Annotated in this window: 15 protein-coding genes; 7 read left to right on the top strand and 8 right to left on the bottom strand. The window is 66.6% G+C overall.

Going from position 1 to position 15850, the window contains the following annotated elements; genetic code table 11:
• Positions 1–23: 23 nt before the first annotated feature.
• The 4 genes from lspA to murJ all read right to left on the bottom strand — a co-directional run bounded on the left by lspA (position 24) and on the right by murJ (position 6003).
• Positions 24–548 (bottom strand): signal peptidase II, encoded by a 525-nt coding sequence (gene lspA / locus QZ853_RS02580; RefSeq protein WP_295570493.1) that lies wholly within the window; start codon positions 546–548, stop codon positions 24–26.
• Complete coding sequence (gene ileS, locus QZ853_RS02575; protein ID WP_295570492.1) at positions 548–3379, bottom strand: isoleucine--tRNA ligase; 2832 nt, start codon at positions 3377–3379, stop codon at positions 548–550. Before ileS ends, lspA begins: the two co-directional genes overlap by 1 nt.
• Positions 3376–4323, bottom strand: coding sequence for a bifunctional riboflavin kinase/FAD synthetase (locus QZ853_RS02570; RefSeq protein ID WP_295570491.1), 948 nt, complete (start codon positions 4321–4323; stop codon positions 3376–3378). Before QZ853_RS02570 ends, ileS begins: the two co-directional genes overlap by 4 nt.
• A 75-nt stretch (positions 4324–4398) precedes the next feature.
• Entirely contained in the window at positions 4399–6003 is a 1605-nt protein-coding gene (gene murJ / locus QZ853_RS02565; protein ID WP_295571127.1) for a murein biosynthesis integral membrane protein MurJ, read from the bottom strand.
• Positions 6004–6120: 117 nt separating this feature from the next.
• Here murJ and rpsT point away from each other — a divergent pair, with 117 nt between their 5' ends.
• Complete coding sequence (gene rpsT / locus QZ853_RS02560; protein ID WP_005408560.1) at positions 6121–6390, top strand: 30S ribosomal protein S20; 270 nt, start codon at positions 6121–6123, stop codon at positions 6388–6390.
• Between the two features lie 170 nt (positions 6391–6560).
• Here rpsT and cgtA read toward each other — a convergent pair whose 3' ends face one another.
• The 3 genes from cgtA to rplU form a co-directional block, all read right to left on the bottom strand.
• Positions 6561–7613 carry an Obg family GTPase CgtA gene (gene cgtA, locus QZ853_RS02555; RefSeq protein WP_295570489.1) on the bottom strand — a complete coding sequence of 351 codons (1053 nt, stop codon included), beginning with the start codon at positions 7611–7613 and terminating at the stop codon, positions 6561–6563.
• Between the two features lie 193 nt (positions 7614–7806).
• Positions 7807–8070 (bottom strand): 50S ribosomal protein L27, encoded by a 264-nt coding sequence (gene rpmA, locus QZ853_RS02550; protein WP_005415704.1) that lies wholly within the window; start codon positions 8068–8070, stop codon positions 7807–7809.
• 18 nt (positions 8071–8088) lie between these two features.
• A complete protein-coding gene (rplU, locus tag QZ853_RS02545; protein ID WP_006424709.1) occupies positions 8089–8397 on the bottom strand; it encodes a 50S ribosomal protein L21 in 309 nt (102 codons plus the stop codon).
• 318 nt (positions 8398–8715) lie between these two features.
• Here rplU and uvrA point away from each other — a divergent pair, with 318 nt between their 5' ends.
• The 3 genes from uvrA to QZ853_RS02530 all read left to right on the top strand — a co-directional run bounded on the left by uvrA (position 8716) and on the right by QZ853_RS02530 (position 12930).
• Entirely contained in the window at positions 8716–11709 is a 2994-nt protein-coding gene (gene uvrA / locus QZ853_RS02540; protein ID WP_295570487.1) for an excinuclease ABC subunit UvrA, read from the top strand.
• On the top strand, positions 11709–12116 hold the full coding sequence (locus QZ853_RS02535; RefSeq protein ID WP_295570485.1) for a thioesterase family protein: 408 nt from the start codon (positions 11709–11711) through the stop codon (positions 12114–12116). Before uvrA ends, QZ853_RS02535 begins: the two co-directional genes overlap by 1 nt.
• A gap of 88 nt (positions 12117–12204) precedes the next feature.
• On the top strand, positions 12205–12930 hold the full coding sequence (locus tag QZ853_RS02530) for an enolase (RefSeq protein ID WP_295570482.1): 726 nt from the start codon (positions 12205–12207) through the stop codon (positions 12928–12930).
• 43 nt (positions 12931–12973) lie between these two features.
• Here the strand turns inward: QZ853_RS02530 and QZ853_RS02525 are convergent, their stop codons facing one another.
• On the bottom strand, positions 12974–13420 hold the full coding sequence (locus QZ853_RS02525; protein ID WP_295571126.1) for a copper chaperone PCu(A)C: 447 nt from the start codon (positions 13418–13420) through the stop codon (positions 12974–12976).
• 34 nt (positions 13421–13454) lie between these two features.
• On the opposite strand from QZ853_RS02525, the gene QZ853_RS02520 reads away from it, so the two are divergent.
• From QZ853_RS02520 to QZ853_RS02510, 3 genes are all read left to right on the top strand, one after another.
• Positions 13455–14231 (top strand): enoyl-CoA hydratase/isomerase family protein, encoded by a 777-nt coding sequence (locus QZ853_RS02520; protein WP_295570481.1) that lies wholly within the window; start codon positions 13455–13457, stop codon positions 14229–14231.
• A 188-nt stretch (positions 14232–14419) separates the two neighbouring features.
• Positions 14420–15328: an acyl-CoA thioesterase II gene (tesB, locus tag QZ853_RS02515; RefSeq protein ID WP_295570479.1), complete on the top strand. Its 909-nt coding sequence runs from the start codon at positions 14420–14422 to the stop codon at positions 15326–15328.
• Between the two features lie 4 nt (positions 15329–15332).
• Complete coding sequence (locus QZ853_RS02510; protein WP_295570478.1) at positions 15333–15842, top strand: pathogenicity-like protein; 510 nt, start codon at positions 15333–15335, stop codon at positions 15840–15842.
• The last annotated feature ends 8 nt before the right edge of the window (positions 15843–15850 follow it).

Genomic DNA, 15850 nt, shown 5'->3' with positions numbered 1-15850 from the left:
TCAGTCTCCCGGCGGCGGCCGGCTTACGGTTTCGGGTTGGCATTATCCGCCTTTTTGGCGGACTTGCCGTCGAACAGGCCAAACAGGGCGATGCCGATGGCACCGACCACGATGGCCGAATCGGCGATGTTGAACGAGGGCCAGGTGTAGCTGCCCACGTACCACTGGATGAAATCGACCACGTGGCCGTGCACCTGGCGGTCGATCACGTTGCCGATGGCACCACCGATGATCAGCGCGTACGGCACCGCGGCCTTCCAGTTGCCACGGGCAGTGCCGCGCAGCCACCAGGCCATCAGGCCGCTGATGGCGATCGCCAGCGCGGTGAAGAAGTACTTCTGCCAGCCACCGGCGTCGCTCAGGAAACTGAACGCCGCACCGGTGTTGTAGGTGCGGTACCAGTTCCAGAAGCCATCGATGACCACCACCGGCTGGAACTCCGGCAGGCTCGACAGAACCCAGGCCTTGGACCACTGGTCCAGCCCGATGATGACCACCGACAGCAGCAGCCAGATCAGGGCGTTCGGATGCGGACGGGGCGTGGCCATCAGAACCAGCTCCGCACTTCACCGGCACCGGTGATGTTGCCCGCGCAGCGGCCGCACAGTTCCGGGTGGTCGGCGTTGCTGCCGACATCGGCGCGATGGTGCCAGCAGCGAACGCACTTGGCCTTGCCGGTCGGTTGGGCGCTGACGAACACCTCGTCGGTGGTCGCCGGGCGCACCTGGACGTCGCCACTGATGAACAGGAAGCGCAGCTCATCGGCCAGCGGCTGCCACTTCGCGGCCTGCTCCTCGTTGGCGGCAATGGTGATTTCCGCTTCCAGCGCGGCACCGATCGCACCGTTGGCGCGCATCGGTTCCAGCACCTTGGCCACCTGCTCGCGCACAGCCAGCAGCTGGTCGAAATCGGCGGCGTTGAGCTGGGCATCGGCCGGCAGCGGCGCCAGGCCGTCGTACCAGGTGGTGAACAGCACGTGGCCGGCATGCTCGCCCGGCAGGTAGCCCCACAGCTCGTCGGCGGTGAAGGTCAGGATCGGTGCGACCCAGCGGGTGAACGCTTCGGCGATGTGGTACATCGCGCTCTGCGCCGAACGGCGACCGTGCGAATCAGTCGGCATCGTGTACAGGCGGTCCTTGGTCACGTCCAGGTACAGCGAGCCGAGGTCCACGCTGCAGAAATTCAGCAGCAGCTGCACGATCTCGGCCATGTTGTAGCCGTCGTAGGCTGCCTTGATCTTCTCCTGCAGCTCCCATGCGCGATGCACGATCCAGCGGTCCAGCGCGACCATCTGGTCGAGCGGGCGCAGGTGCTGGGCCGGGTCGAAGCCGTCCAGGTTGCCGAGCAGGAAGCGTGCGGTGTTGCGCAGGCGACGGTAGGCGTCGGCGTTGCGCTTGAGGATCTCCTGCGACAGCGACATCTCGTTGCTGTAGTCGGCAGAGGCGATCCACAGGCGCAGGATGTCCGCGCCCAGCTTGTTCATGATGTCCTGCGGCTCGATGCCGTTGCCCAGCGACTTGGACATCTTGCGGCCGTGCTCGTCCACGGTGAAACCGTGGGTGAGGCACTGCTTGTACGGCGCACGCTTGTCGATCGCCACGCCGGTCAGCAGCGATGACTGGAACCAGCCGCGATGCTGGTCGGAACCCTCCAGGTACAGGTCGGCCGGCTTGCCGAAGCCACGCGCGGCGAGCACGCCTTCATGGGTTACGCCCGAATCGAACCAGACGTCGAGGATGTCGGTGACCTTCTCGTAGTCGGCCGCTTCGGCGCCCAGCAGTTCGGCGGCGTCCAGCGAATACCACACGTCGATGCCCTCGGCTTCGACGCGGTCGGCGACCTGCTGCATCAGCTCCACCGAACGCGGATGGATCTCGCCGGTCTGGCGGTGGGTGAACAGGGCGATCGGCACGCCCCAGGTGCGCTGGCGCGAGATGGTCCAGTCCGGGCGACCGTCGACCATGCTCTGGATGCGCGCCTTGCCCCAGCCCGGGAACCAGCCGACGGTGTCGATGGCGGCCAGCGCATCACGGCGCAGGTGGGCCTTGTCCATCGAAATGAACCACTGCGGGGTGGCGCGGAACACCACCGGCGTCTTGTGGCGCCAGCAATGCGGGTAGCTGTGGCGGATCGGGTGGAAGGCGAGCAACGCACCGTTGTCGCGCAGCACGCCGACGATGGCGTCCTGCGCCTTCCACAGGTGCTGGCCGGCCAGCACTACGTCACCGGCCGGCGGGGTCGATTCGAGGTACACGCCACGGCCGTCGATCGGCGTGACCTGACCGGCGTTGTACTTGTCCAGCAGGCCGTACTTCTGGCTGACCACGAAGTCGTCCTGGCCGTGGCCGGGGGCGGTGTGCACCGCACCGGTACCGTCCTCGTCGGAGACGTGGTCGCCGTTGAGCACCAGGATTTCGCGCTCGGGGTAGAACGGGTGCGCCAGCAGCTGGTTCTCCAGCGCCGCGCCGGTGGTTTCACCGTGCAGCACGACCTCATCCACGCCATAGCGCTGCAGCGCGCGCTCGGCCAGGGCGGCGGCCAGCACCAGCCAACGGCGCTTGCCGTTGTGGGCCGGGCCTTCGGCCAGCACGTAGTTGATCTCCGCACCCAGCGACACCGCCAGCGAGGCCGGCAGCGTCCACGGCGTGGTGGTCCAGATCGGCACCGCCACTTCAACGTCGGCCGGCACGCTCACGCCGAACGCCTGGCCGATGGCCTGTGCATCACGCGCGGCGTAGGCCACGTCGATCGCCGGCGATTCCTTTTCCTGGTACTCGATCTCGGCTTCGGCCAGCGCCGAGCCACAGTCGAAGCACCAGTACACCGGCTTGGCGCCACGCACCAGGTGGCCATTGGCCACGACCTTGGCCAGCGCGCGGATCTCGTTGGCCTCAAAGTCGAAGCTCAGGGTCTTGTACGGGTTGTCCCAGTCACCGGTCACGCCCAGGCGCTTGAAGTCCACGCGCTGGATGTTGATCTGCTCTTCGGCGAACTCGCGGCACTTCTGCCGGAATTCAACGGCGTCGAGCTTGGTGCCGACCTTGCCCCACTTCTTCTCGACCGCGATCTCGATCGGCAGGCCATGGCAGTCCCAGCCCGGCACGTAGGGCGCATCGAAGCCGGACAGGTAGCGCGACTTGACGATGATGTCCTTCAGGATCTTGTTGACCGCGTGGCCGAGGTGGATGCGGCCGTTGGCGTACGGCGGGCCGTCATGCAGCACGAACAGCGGGCGGCCGGCGGCGTTGTCGCGCAGCTGCTGGTAGAGCCCCTGCGCTTCCCACTGCGCCAGAATGCCCGGCTCGCGCTTGGGCAGGTCGCCGCGCATCGGGAATTCGGTGGCTGGCAGGTTCAGGGTGGTCTTGTAGTCCTGGCTCACGCAGTGGCTCGCAATCTATGTTCGGAAAGGAGGGCGCGCGCCTGTTCGGCGTCGCGGTGCATCTGGTCGGTCAGTGCCGCCAGATCGTTGAATTTCTCTTCGTCGCGTAGCTTGGCGACGAACTCCACGTCGATGTGGCGGCCGTACAGGTCGCCCTGGAAATCGAACAGGTGGGCTTCCAGCAGCGGCTCTACGCCGTCCACCGTCGGCCGCGTGCCGAAGCTGGAGACCGACGGCCACGGCTGGTCGAACACGCCGTGCACCCAGGTCGCGTAGATACCCGACAGCGCCGGCGTCTTCGGGAAACGCAGGTTGGCGGTGGGGAAGCCCAGCGTGCGGCCGAGCTGGCGCCCACGCACCACTCGCCCGCTGATCGCGTACGGACGGCCGAGCAGGTCGCTGGCGCGGGCGAAGTCGCCGTCCTGCAGCAGCTGGCGGATGCGGGTGCTGGAGATGCGCTCGCCGTGCAGGTCGACCGCTTCGATCTCGCCGGCGCTGAACCCCAGCTCTGCGCCCATCGCCTGCAGCAGGGCCAGATCGCCACGGCGGCGGTTGCCGAAGCAGAACTCCGGGCCGATCCACACTTCACGCGCGCCCAGCCGGTGCACCAGCAGCTGGCGCACGAAGGCCTCGGCCGGCATCGCCGCCATCGCCGCGTCGAAGCGCAGCAGGCCGATCGCATCGACGCCGAGTTCGCGCAGGATCTCGACCTTGCTGCGTGCCAGGGTCAGCCGCGGCGGCGGCGTGCCCTGGGCGAAGAATTCACGCGGCAGCGGCTCGAAGGCCACCGCCACCGCGGCCACGCCCAAGGCGCGCGCGCGGGCGACCGCGTGGCGGACCAGCGCACGATGCCCCAGGTGGAGGCCGTCGAATGCACCGATACAGACCACGCTTCCGTTGGGGAACAGCTCCCCGCCCTCGACGCTTCTGAACAGCCTGCTCATCAACTCTCGTTCCGGCCCACCCGGGGCCGCCGCTTCAATGGTGTAACCCTGAAGTATAGCCGCCACAAGCGGTGATCAATGCCCGCGCAGGTCGCGCGGACGGAAGCCCAGCGCCAGCATGGCCACCGCGTAGGTGGCGCCGCCACTGCCGACCAGCAGCGACAGACTGCCGATCCGCTCCCACACGCCCATCGCCGAGAACGCCGGCAGCCAGTGCAGCAGGGCCAGCAGCGCGGCTACCATCGCCACGCAGGCCAGCAGCAGGCGCAGCAGGTAGCCGCCCCAGCCCGGCCGGCGCTGGTAGACGTCGGTCTTGCCCAGCCAGTACCAGAGCAGGCCCAGGTTCAGGTAACTGGACAGCGCGCTGGCGATGCCCAGCGCCAGGTGCAGGCCCGGCTGCTTGCCGATGGCCGCCATCACGCCCTGCGCTTTCAGCTCGTCCGGCACCATCACCTGGTACAGCACCGCCAGCAGCGCGAAGTTGAACACCATGTTGGCCACCAGCGCGGCGACGCCGGCGCGCACCGGGGTCTTGGTGTCCTGGCGGGCGTAGAACGCCGGCAACACCACCTTCAGCAGGGCGAACGCCGGCAGGCCGAAGCTCAGGCCGTACACCGATAGCGCGGTCATGCGCGTATCGAAGGCGCTGAACTGGCCATGCTGGAAGATCGTCGCGATCAGCGGCTCGGCCAGCAGCAGCAGGCCCAGCATCGCCGGCACCGAGATCAGCAGGGTCATGCGCAGGCCCCAGTCCAGCGAGCGCGAGAAGCCTTCACGGTCGGTGCTGACATGGTGACGGGCCAGCGCCGGCAGGATCACCGTGCCCAGCGCCACCCCGAACACGCCCAGCGGCAGCTCCAGAAAGCGATCGGCCAGCGACAGCCAGGACTGCGAGCCATCGGTCAGCTTGGCCGCGATGACCGTGTCCAGCAGCAGGTTGATCTGCGCCACCGACGAGCCGAACAGGGTCGGCACCATCAGCGTCATCACCTTGCGCACGCCCGGATGGCTCCAGCCCCAGCGCGGCAGGGTCAACAGGTTGATGCCCTTCAGCGAGGGCAGCTGGAACAGCAGCTGCAGGATGCCGGCGGCCAGCACCGCCCAGCCCAGCGCCAGGATCTGCTTCTCCGGGGTACCGCCCAGCCGCGGCGCCAGCCACAGCGCACCGGCGATCATGCACAGGTTGAGGATGACCGGGGTCAGCGCCGGCATCGCGAAGCGCTGGAAGCTGTTCAGCGCGCCACCGGCCAGGGCGGTGAGCGAGACGAACAGCAGGAAGGGGAACGTCAGGCGGAACAGGTCGACCAGCAGGCCCTGCTTGACCGGGTCGGTATCAACGCCACTTGAGAAGACCGAGGCCAGCTGCGGCGCGAAGATCAGCGCCAGCGCGGTGACCAGCATCAGCACCCCCCCCAGGGTGCCGGCGGTGCGGGCCATCAGCTCGCGCAGTTCGGCGTGGCTGCGGGTTTCCTTCACTTCCGTGAACACCGGCACGAAAGCGGTGGCGAAGGAGCCTTCGGCGAACAACCGGCGCAGAAAATTGGGTACCCTGAAGGCGACCCAGAAAGCATCAGTGATGGCGTTGGTGCCGAACGTGGTGGTCACCACGAAGTCCCGGACAAGTCCGAGAACGCGCGAGACCATGGTCATGCTGCTGAACGACAGCAGGCCCCGCAACAACTTGGGTGAACTCACTCAGCGTCCCTCTTGACAATCGACTTGACGTGCATTTCTTGCGCCATCATACTAGCTAGCTTGCTGTTCCCATAACACCGATTTTTTCAGGAAACCACCACCGTGGCCAATATCAAGTCCGCCAAGAAGCGCGCCAAGCAGACCGTCGTGCGCAACGCGCGCAACGTGGCTCAGCGCTCGATGCTGCGCACCGCTGTCAAGAAAGTGATCAAGGCGCTGGACGCCAACGATGCCGCCGGCGCAGAAGCCGCCTTCGCCGTTGCCCAGCCGATCCTGGATCGCTTCAGCGCGCGTGGCCTGATCCACAAGAACAAGGCTGCTCGTCACAAGAGCCGCCTGAACGACCGCATCAAGGCCCTCAAGGCCGCCTGATCCGGCGTTGCTGCCCCGCCCTTCGGGGTTGGGGCAGCAGACAAAAGCCCGGCCTTGGCCGGGTTTTTTGTTGCCTGCAATCCGTGAGATCCACGAGGCCCCCACGACCGATGAACAAAAACCCGGCCGAAGCCGGGTTTCTACCAACGCCAGTCGACTGACCGTCGACTCTACTGCGCGCTGCGGGCTTCCAACTCGTCTTCCTTCTGGCGATCGAAGAAGGCCATGATCCGGCTCATGATCGGGAAGGTACCTTCACGACCCAGCGCCGAGACCAGGAACCACGGCTCCTTCCAGCCCAGCTCAGCGACGATCTGCTCGGCCGCGGCCTTGGCCTCATCCTCGAACATCAGGTCAGCCTTGTTCAGCACCAGCCAGCGCGGCTTCTGCAGCAGCTCCGGATCGTGCTTTTCCAGCTCGCGCTCGATCGCACGCACCTGCTCCACCGGCGAGATGCCGTCCACGCCACCTTCCATCGGCGAGATATCCACCAGGTGCAGCAGCAGGCGGGTGCGCTGCAGATGGCGCAGGAACTGCGCACCGAGGCCCGCACCATCCGCCGCGCCTTCGATCAGGCCCGGAATATCGGCGATCACGAAGCTGCGGTAGTTCTCCACCTTCACCACACCCAGGTTCGGGTACAGCGTGGTGAACGGGTAATCGGCCACCTTCGGCGTTGCCGCCGAAACGGCACGGATCAGGGTGCTCTTGCCGGCATTGGGGAAGCCCAGCAGACCGACGTCGGCCAGCAGCTTCAGCTCCAGCTTCAGCGTGCGCTCCTCGCCCGGCTCACCCGGCAGCGCCTGGCGCGGCGAGCGGTTGGTCGAGCTCTTGAAATGCATGTTGCCCAGGCCGCCGCGGCCACCCTTGGCCACCAGCAGGCGATCGCCGTGCTGGGTCAGGTCGCCGATGACTTCATCGGTGGCGACGTTGATCACCACGGTGCCGACCGGCACGGTGATGGTCAGGTCTTCGCCGCCCTTGCCATAGGCCTGGCGGCCCATGCCGTTCTCGCCGCGCTGCGCCTTGAAGATGCGGTCATGGCGGAAGTCGACCAGGGTGTTCAGGTTTTCGTCGGCGCGGATGTACACGCTGCCGCCCGCACCGCCGTCGCCGCCGTCCGGGCCGCCGAGCGGAATGAACTTCTCGCGACGGAAGCCAATGCAGCCGTTGCCGCCGTTGCCGGCGAACACTTCGATTTCTGCTTCGTCTACCAGTTTCATTGTTTCGATGCCTGCGATGGGCGAGGCCTGCCTGCCGTCGCCTTGAATGTCATGCCGGCCGCGGGCCGGCAACCCGGCACAGCCGGTCTTGCGTTCACTCTAACGAAAAGCCCCGCCGAAGCGGGGCTCTCCATGCAGCGTGCTCTTCTTCCCGCACGACCATGCCGGGGCATGGGTGCCGGCGATGCCTGGATCAGGCGTCGGCCGAGACGATGCTGACGGTACGACGCTTCTTGGCGCCCTTGACCGAGAACTCCACCTTGCCGTCCACGAGGGCGAACAGGGTGTGGTCACGGCCCAGGCCAACGCCGGAACCCGGGTGGAACTGGGTGCCGCGCTGACGCACGATGATGTTGCCGGCCTCGATGGCCTGGCCGCCAAAGATCTTGACGCCCAGGTACTTCGGGTTGGAGTCGCGACCGTTGCGCGAGGAGCCTACGCCCTTTTTATGTGCCATGACTGCTTCTCCTGATGCTTAGCCGGCGATGCCGGTGATCTCGATTTCGGTGTAGTACTGACGGTGACCCTGACGCTTCATGTGGTGCTTGCGGCGACGGAACTTGATGATCCGGACCTTGTCAGCACGACCCTGGGACAGGACCTTGGCGGTGACGGCGGCGCCCTTCAGCGCATCGCCCAGCTTCACGCCATCGCTGTCGCCCAGCATCAGGATGTTGTCAAACTTGATCTCGCTGCCGACTTCGACTTCGAGCTTTTCGACGCGGAGCTTTTCGCCCTGCGCCACGCGGTATTGCTTACCGCCGGTGACCAGTACTGCGTACATGACCAGACTTCCTCTGTAGTTATTGTGGTCTATGGACTGCCGCCGTCGAGGGCGGACAGGAGCGGGATTGTACGCAGATCAGCGGGCACGGGTCAAGTCAACCCCTGAACGGTCGGGGCGGCCCGGTCGGAGCGGGGTCAGATCCCTTTTCACGTTGTGAAAAGGGATCTGACCCCTGCCTGTCGGGCGGTCTCAATAGGTGAGACGCCGGGCTGGCATTGTCGCCCATTGCCCCCATCTGGTCACCTCGGTAGGCTGACCGATTGCCGTTCCCTGCTGGCCCGGCACCCAGCCAACGCCCCCACAACCGGATCCCCCATGGCGATGGATTTCATCCGCATCCGCGGCGCGCGGACGCACAATCTCAAGAACATCGACCTCGACCTGCCCCGCGACAAACTGATCGTGATCACCGGCCTGTCCGGTTCGGGCAAGTCCTCGCTGGCGTTCGACACCATCTATGCGGAAGGCCAGCGTCGCTACGTCGAATCGCTGTCGGCCTATGCGCGCCAGTTCCTGAGCGTGATGGAAAAGCCGGACCTGGACCACATCGAAGGCCTGTCCCCGGCCATCTCGATCGAGCAGAAGTCGACCTCGCACAACCCGCGTTCGACGGTCGGCACAATCACCGAGATCTACGACTACCTGCGCCTGCTGTACGCCCGCGTCGGCACCCCGCGCTGCCCCGACCACGGCTACCCGCTGGAAGCGCAGACGGTCAGCCAGATGGTCGACCAGGTGCTGACCCTGGACCCGGAACAGCGCTACATGCTGCTGGCGCCGGTCATCCGCGACCGCAAGGGAGAACATGCGCAGGTCTTCGACCAGCTTCGCGCGCAGGGTTTCGTGCGCGTGCGCGTGGACGGCGAACTGCATGAAATCGATGCTGTGCCGCCGCTGGCCCTGCGCCAGAAGCACACCATCGAAGCGGTGATCGACCGCTTCCGCCCGCGCGAGGACATCAAGCAGCGCCTGGCCGAGAGTTTCGAGACCGCGCTGAAGCTCGGCGACGGCATGGCCTCGGTGCAGAGCCTGGACAACGCCGACACCGCGCCGACGCTGTTCTCGTCCAAGTACTCCTGCCCGGTCTGTGACTACTCGCTGCCAGAGCTGGAGCCACGCCTGTTCTCGTTCAACGCACCGATGGGCGCCTGCCCGGGCTGCGATGGCCTGGGCATGGCCGAGTTCTTCGACCCCTCGCGCGTGGTGGTGCACCCCGAGCTGTCGCTGGCCGCCGGTGCGGTGCGCGGCTGGGACCGCCGCAATGCGTACTACTTCCAGCTGATCGCCTCGCTGGCCAAGCACTACAAGTTCGACGTCGACGCGGCGTGGAATTCGCTGCCGGAAACCGTGCAGCAGGCAGTGCTGTACGGCAGCGGCGATGAGGCGATCACCTTTACCTACTTCACCGAAGCCGGTGGCCGCACCCAGCGCAAGCACCGTTTCGAGGGCATCATTCCCAACCTCGAACGCCGTTACAAGGAAACCGAATCGCCGGCGGTGCGCGAGGAGCTGTCCAAGTACATCAGCGAACAGCCGTGCCCGGAATGCCATGGCGCCCGCCTCAACAGGGCCGCGCGCAACGTGTTCGTGGCCGATCGCCCGCTGCCGGACCTGGTGGTGCTGCCGATCGACGAGGCACTGAAGTTCTTCAGCGAACTGAGCCTGCCGGGCTGGCGCGGCGAGATCGCCTCGAAGATCGTCAAGGAAATCGGCGAACGCCTCGGCTTCCTGGTCGATGTCGGTCTGGATTACCTGACCCTGGAGCGCAAGGCCGACACCCTGTCCGGTGGCGAAGCGCAGCGCATCCGCCTGGCCAGCCAGATCGGCGCCGGCCTGGTCGGCGTGATGTACGTGCTCGACGAGCCGTCGATCGGCCTGCACCAGCGCGACAACGAGCGCCTGCTCGGCACCCTCACCCGCCTGCGCGACCTCGGCAACACGGTGATCGTGGTCGAGCATGACGAGGATGCGATCCGCCTGGCCGACTACGTGCTCGACATCGGCCCGGGCGCCGGTGTGCATGGCGGCGAGATCGTCGGCCAGGGTACGCTGCAGGACATCCTAGAGGCGCCGCGTTCGCTGACCGGCCAGTACCTGTCAGGCAAGCGCGCGATCGAGATTCCGACGCGCCGGCACAAGCCGAACCCGAAGATGACCCTGCACCTGCGCGGGGCCAGCGGCAACAACCTGAAGGGCGTGGACCTGGCGATTCCGTCGGGCCTGCTGACCTGCGTGACCGGCGTGTCCGGCTCGGGCAAGTCGACCCTGATCAACGACACCCTGTTCTCGCTGGCCGCCAACGAGATCAACGGTTCCTCGCACCCGATCGCCCCATACAAGGAGATCGACGGCCTGGACCTGTTCGACAAGGTAGTGGACATCGACCAGTCCCCGATCGGACGCACCCCGCGTTCGAACCCGGCCACCTACACCGGGCTGTTCACCCCGCTGCGCGAACTGTTCGCGCAGGTGCCCGAAGCGCGTGCGCGTGGCTATTCGCCAGGCCGTTTCAGCTTCAACGTGCGCGGTGGCCGCTGTGAAGCCTGCCAGGGCGATGGGCTGATCAAGGTCGAGATGCACTTCCTGCCGGACGTGTACGTGCCGTGCGATGTCTGCCATGGCAAGCGCTACAACCGCGAGACGCTGGAGATCCTGTACAAGGGCTTCAACATCAACGACGTGCTGGAAATGACCGTCGAGGATGCGCTGAAGCTGTTCGAACCGGTGCCGTCGATCGCCCGCAAGCTGGAAACGCTGGTCGACGTCGGCCTGAGCTACATCAAGCTGGGCCAGAGCGCCACCACGCTGTCCGGTGGTGAAGCGCAGCGCGTGAAGCTGTCCAAGGAACTGTCGCGGCGCGATACCGGCCGCACGTTGTACATCCTCGACGAGCCGACCACCGGCCTGCACTTCCACGACATCGAGGCGCTGCTGGGCGTGCTGCACAAGCTGCGCGACGAAGGCAACACGGTGGTGGTGATCGAGCACAACCTGGACGTGATCAAGACCGCCGACTGGATCGTCGACCTGGGCCCGGAAGGCGGCCATCGCGGCGGCACCATCCTGGTCACCGGCACGCCGGAGGACGTGGCGGCCTGCCCGCAGTCGTATACCGGCCAGTTCCTGGCGCGGATGCTGCCGTCGACCAGCGCGCGCCCGGACAAGCCGGCCGCCGTGGCCAACAAGCCCGACGCCCGCCCGCCGCGCAAGGTGAAGCCGGAGAAGCCGGCAAAGAAGGCGGTGGCTGCCAAGAGCACCGGCAAGTCCAGCAAGACCGCTACTGCAAGCAAGAAAAAGAAGGACGCCTGATGAACAGCGAACACAAGATCCTGGCCCGCATTCCGATCAGCGTGCGCTGGCGCGACATGGACAGCATGGGCCATGTGAACAACGCCAAGTACATCTCCTACCTGGAAGAAGCGCGCGTGCGCTGGATGCTGGGCGTGGACGGGGTCTCGATGACCGACCGCATCGCACCGGTGGTGGCTGCGACCAACGTCAACTACCGGCTGCCGATCGTGTGGCCCAACGACATCCTGGTTGAACTGTTCGTCGAGCGCTTGGGCAACAGCAGCGTGACCATCGGCCACCGCATCGTCGACCAGCAGGATGAGTCCAAGCTGTATTCGGACGGCAACGTGGTGGTGGTCTGGATGGATACCCAGACCGGCAAGAGTGCACCGCTGCCGGACGCGATCCGCAGCGCGTCCACCTGAAATTTCCGGATAGGTGCCGACCTTGGTCGGCACGCTTCGGCGGCAACCGGATTGTCGGCCAGCGGCCAGCACTGTTCAAAGGACTGACATGATCCACCACACCGAACTGCGCGACCTGCTGCCCGGCATGGTCGCCTTCCCCACCGATGTCTTCCCTGCCGACCAGGCGTGGCTCGGCCAGCACCTGCTGCCGCTGCTGAAGATCGACCTGGGCGTGCTGCGGCCGGAACTGGCCGGCCAGGTGGCAACAATGCTGTGCCCGATCGAGCCGTATGACGGCTGCATCGGCGAGACCACCGAAGAACACCACAACGACTTCACCGGCACCAACTGGATGGCCTTCGAACTGAGCGCCGACAACCGCATGCGCTTCCTCGGCAACGAGGGCTATTTCATCGGCGACCAGGTGCAGGACACGCACGCGCAGGAACACATCGCGCAGATGCGCGAGAGCTATGCCAAGGCGCGTGATTACCATGCCACCCATGGTCGCCTCGCCTGCTACTCGCGCTTCGGTAAGGGCGAGCCCAGCGAGCGCGATTACCTGGATACGCTGGGGGGACCGATCGGTTTCGGCAACTGGACCGAGACCGCAGAGATTCCCGCGGCATTCGAGCTGGGCTTTACCGACGCTGCCGATGACCGCAACGCAGCGGACGATACCGAAACGGTGATCATCACCTGCAATGGCAACAAATTCTTCGCCGTGGCCGACGTGGCCGGCTACAACTGGTGCGCGACCGGCGCCGATGCGATCGTGATGTTGTACGAGCCGGTGAGCCGCACGGTGCTGTTCTCGTACGACTGGTCGTAAGCCACGTTGGCAGTGCCGGCCAGCGGCCGGCACTGCCCGATCGTCATTTCGCAGCCTTGCGCACGGTCAACGTCGCTCTGGCCTCGCCGCCCCCTTCCAGCTGCAACCGCAGCAGCAGCGCCTGCCCCTCCCTCAGCGCGCCCTTGCCCTGCATCAGCATCAGGTGCAGGCCACCGGGCCTGAGTTCGGCGCGCGCACCCGGTGCCAGCGGCAGGCGCTCGATCGCGCGCATCCGGCTGACACCATCAACAATCGCCGTTTCGTGCAGCGACACATCGCCAAACATCGCGCTGCTTGCACCCGTGATCACCACCGCCTTGTCGCAGCCGTTGCGGATCACGCCATAGCCAGCGGTCATCGGCATCGCCGGATTCGGCGGCAACCGCGCCCAGCCCTGCTCGACGGTGACGCAGTTCACCTCAGTGGCGGAAGCCGATGCTGCGGCCGCACACAGCACCAACAATACGCCAACGAATGGTTTGGTTATCATCGCCCAGGTTCCTTCTTCGCAACGAGACCGCAGCATGACGACGCTCATCGAGGTGATCAACCATGGCCCCATCCGCGAACTGCGCCTGGCGCGGCCGCCGGTCAATGCCTTGGATACCGAACTGTGCCGGCAGTTGATCCACGCCATCGAGCAGGCCATGGCCGAAGACGCGCACGGCATCGTGCTGTCGGGCAGCGAGCGCATCTTCACCGGCGGCATGGACGTACCGCACCTGCTCTCGCACGGCGATGACAAGCACAAGCTGCTCGACACCTGGAACGCGTTCTTTGGCGCGGTGCGCACGCTGGCCGAGAGCCGCATCCCGGTGGTCGCGGCGATCACCGGCCATGCGCCGGCGGGCGGCTGCGTGCTGGCCCTGTGCTGCGACTACCGGGTGATGGCGCGTAGCGCCGATCCGTCGCGTCCGTATGCCATCGGCCTGAACGAAGTACAGGTGGGCCTGATCGCGCCGGAAGGCATCCAGCGCCTGCTGCGCCGTGTGGTGGGCGTGCACCGCGCCGGTGTGCTGCTGACCACCGGTTCGCTGGTGCCGGCCGAACAGGCGCTGCAGATCGGCCTGGTCGATGAGCTGGCCGAGGGCGACCTGGTGGTGGCGCGCGCGGTGGCCTGGCTGCAGAACCTGCTCAAGCAGCCGCGACAGCCGATGCTGCTGACCCGCGCCATCGCCCGCACCGACCTGCACGAAGCGCTGCACCCGGACCTGATCCAGCTGGACCGCTTCGTCGAGGCCTGGTTCGCCCCGGATGCGCAGAACGCCCTGCAGGCGCTGGCCGCCCGCTTGGGCAAATGAGCGGTCGTGCAGGCCGCTGGCGGGCAACCGCAAGTGCCCCAAGTGATCATGAGGTTGCCGGCCAGCAGCCGGCAGGAGCGTTGTCGGCGCCGTCCACGACAGCGGGGTCAGATCCCTTTCGCCGGGCGGAAGGGATCTGACCCCGGGCCGGTATAATCAGGCCCTCTTTCACTGCTGTGGCCGCCCCCTTGAACGACACGCCCGAACCCGTCGTCTCCGAGCTGATCGACCTGCTCACGCTGGAGCGGCTGGAGGACAACCTGTTCCGCGGGCAGAGCCGCGACATCGGCACCAAGTACGTGTTCGGCGGGCAGGTGCTGGGCCAGGCGCTGGCCGCGGCGCAGGCCACGGTCGACAACGGCCGCCACGTACATTCGCTGCACGCCTATTTCCTGCGTGCCGGCAACATCGACCACCCGATCGTCTACGACGTGGACCGCACCCGCGACGGCGGCAGCTTCTCGGTGCGCCGGGTCACCGCGATCCAGCACGGCAAGGTGATCTTCTTCTGCGCGGCCTCGTTCCAGCAGGCCGAGACCGGTGCCGAGCACCAGCACAAGATGCCCGAAGTGCCGCAGCCGGAAGACATCGAGCCGAACCGCCCGCTGCCGGCCGAAGTACTGGAACGCCTGCCGATCAAGGTGCAGCGCTGGCTGTCGCGCGGTGGCCCGTTCGAGTTCCGCCATGTCTACCCGCGTGACGAACTGAACCCGCCCAAGCGCCCGCCCTACCATCAGGTGTGGATGCGCCTGAGCGAGCCGGTCGGCGATGCGCCCGAACTGCACCAGGCGTTGCTGGCCTACGCGTCCGATTTCCATCTGCTGGGCACGGCGACCTTCCCGCACGGCATCAGCTATTACCACCCGCACGTGCAGATGGCCTCGCTCGACCACGCCATCTGGTTCCATCGCCCTTTCCGCGCCGACGACTGGCTGCTGTACTCGCTGGACAGCCCCAGCGCGCAGGACTCGCGCGGCCTGGCCCGCGGCCAGTTCTTCACCCGGGATGGCGTGCTGGTGGCCAGCACCGCGCAGGAAGGCCTGATCCGCGTCGTTCCGGACCAGGCTGCGGCCGCCGCCGTGCCGGCCAAGGAGTAAACCCATGCGCCAGATTTTCAGCAGCCAGCGCGTGGAAACCGTTGAAGGCGTGGCCGAGCTCCTGCGCGAGCATGGCATCGAGGTCAAGGTCACCAACGGTCGCTCGTACAAGACCCGCCGCCGCGGCCAGTTCAGCTACACCGAGCTGGGCAACGCCAACGCTTACCCGGCGGTGTGGATCGTGCGCGCCGACGACCAGCCGCGCGCCCGCGAGATCCTGCGCGAAGCACGCCTGCTCGACACCACCCGTCGCGACCACCCGACCGCCGAGTTCGCCTTCCGCGACGCACCGGAACCGGGCGGCAGCGGCCGCAGCTGGGCCTGGCGCATCCGCATCGCGCTGCTGGTGGTGATCGCCGGCGTGGCGCTGGTGATCGGCCTGCGCCACCGCGGTGCCCCGACACCGGCCGCGCCCGCCCCTGCCCCGCAGGCCCAGCCGCAGCAGGCGCAACCGGCCCCGCAGGCCGCGCCGGAAGAGGAAGAAGTCCGGGTCCGCATCCAGCCCTCGAAATAACGGACGGG

Source organism: uncultured Stenotrophomonas sp. (assembly GCF_913778665.1).
In the GTDB taxonomy this organism is placed as follows: domain Bacteria; phylum Pseudomonadota; class Gammaproteobacteria; order Xanthomonadales; family Xanthomonadaceae; genus Stenotrophomonas.
Note: the sequence above shows the minus strand (reverse complement) of the source record. Positions and strands in the feature narration are given on the sequence as shown.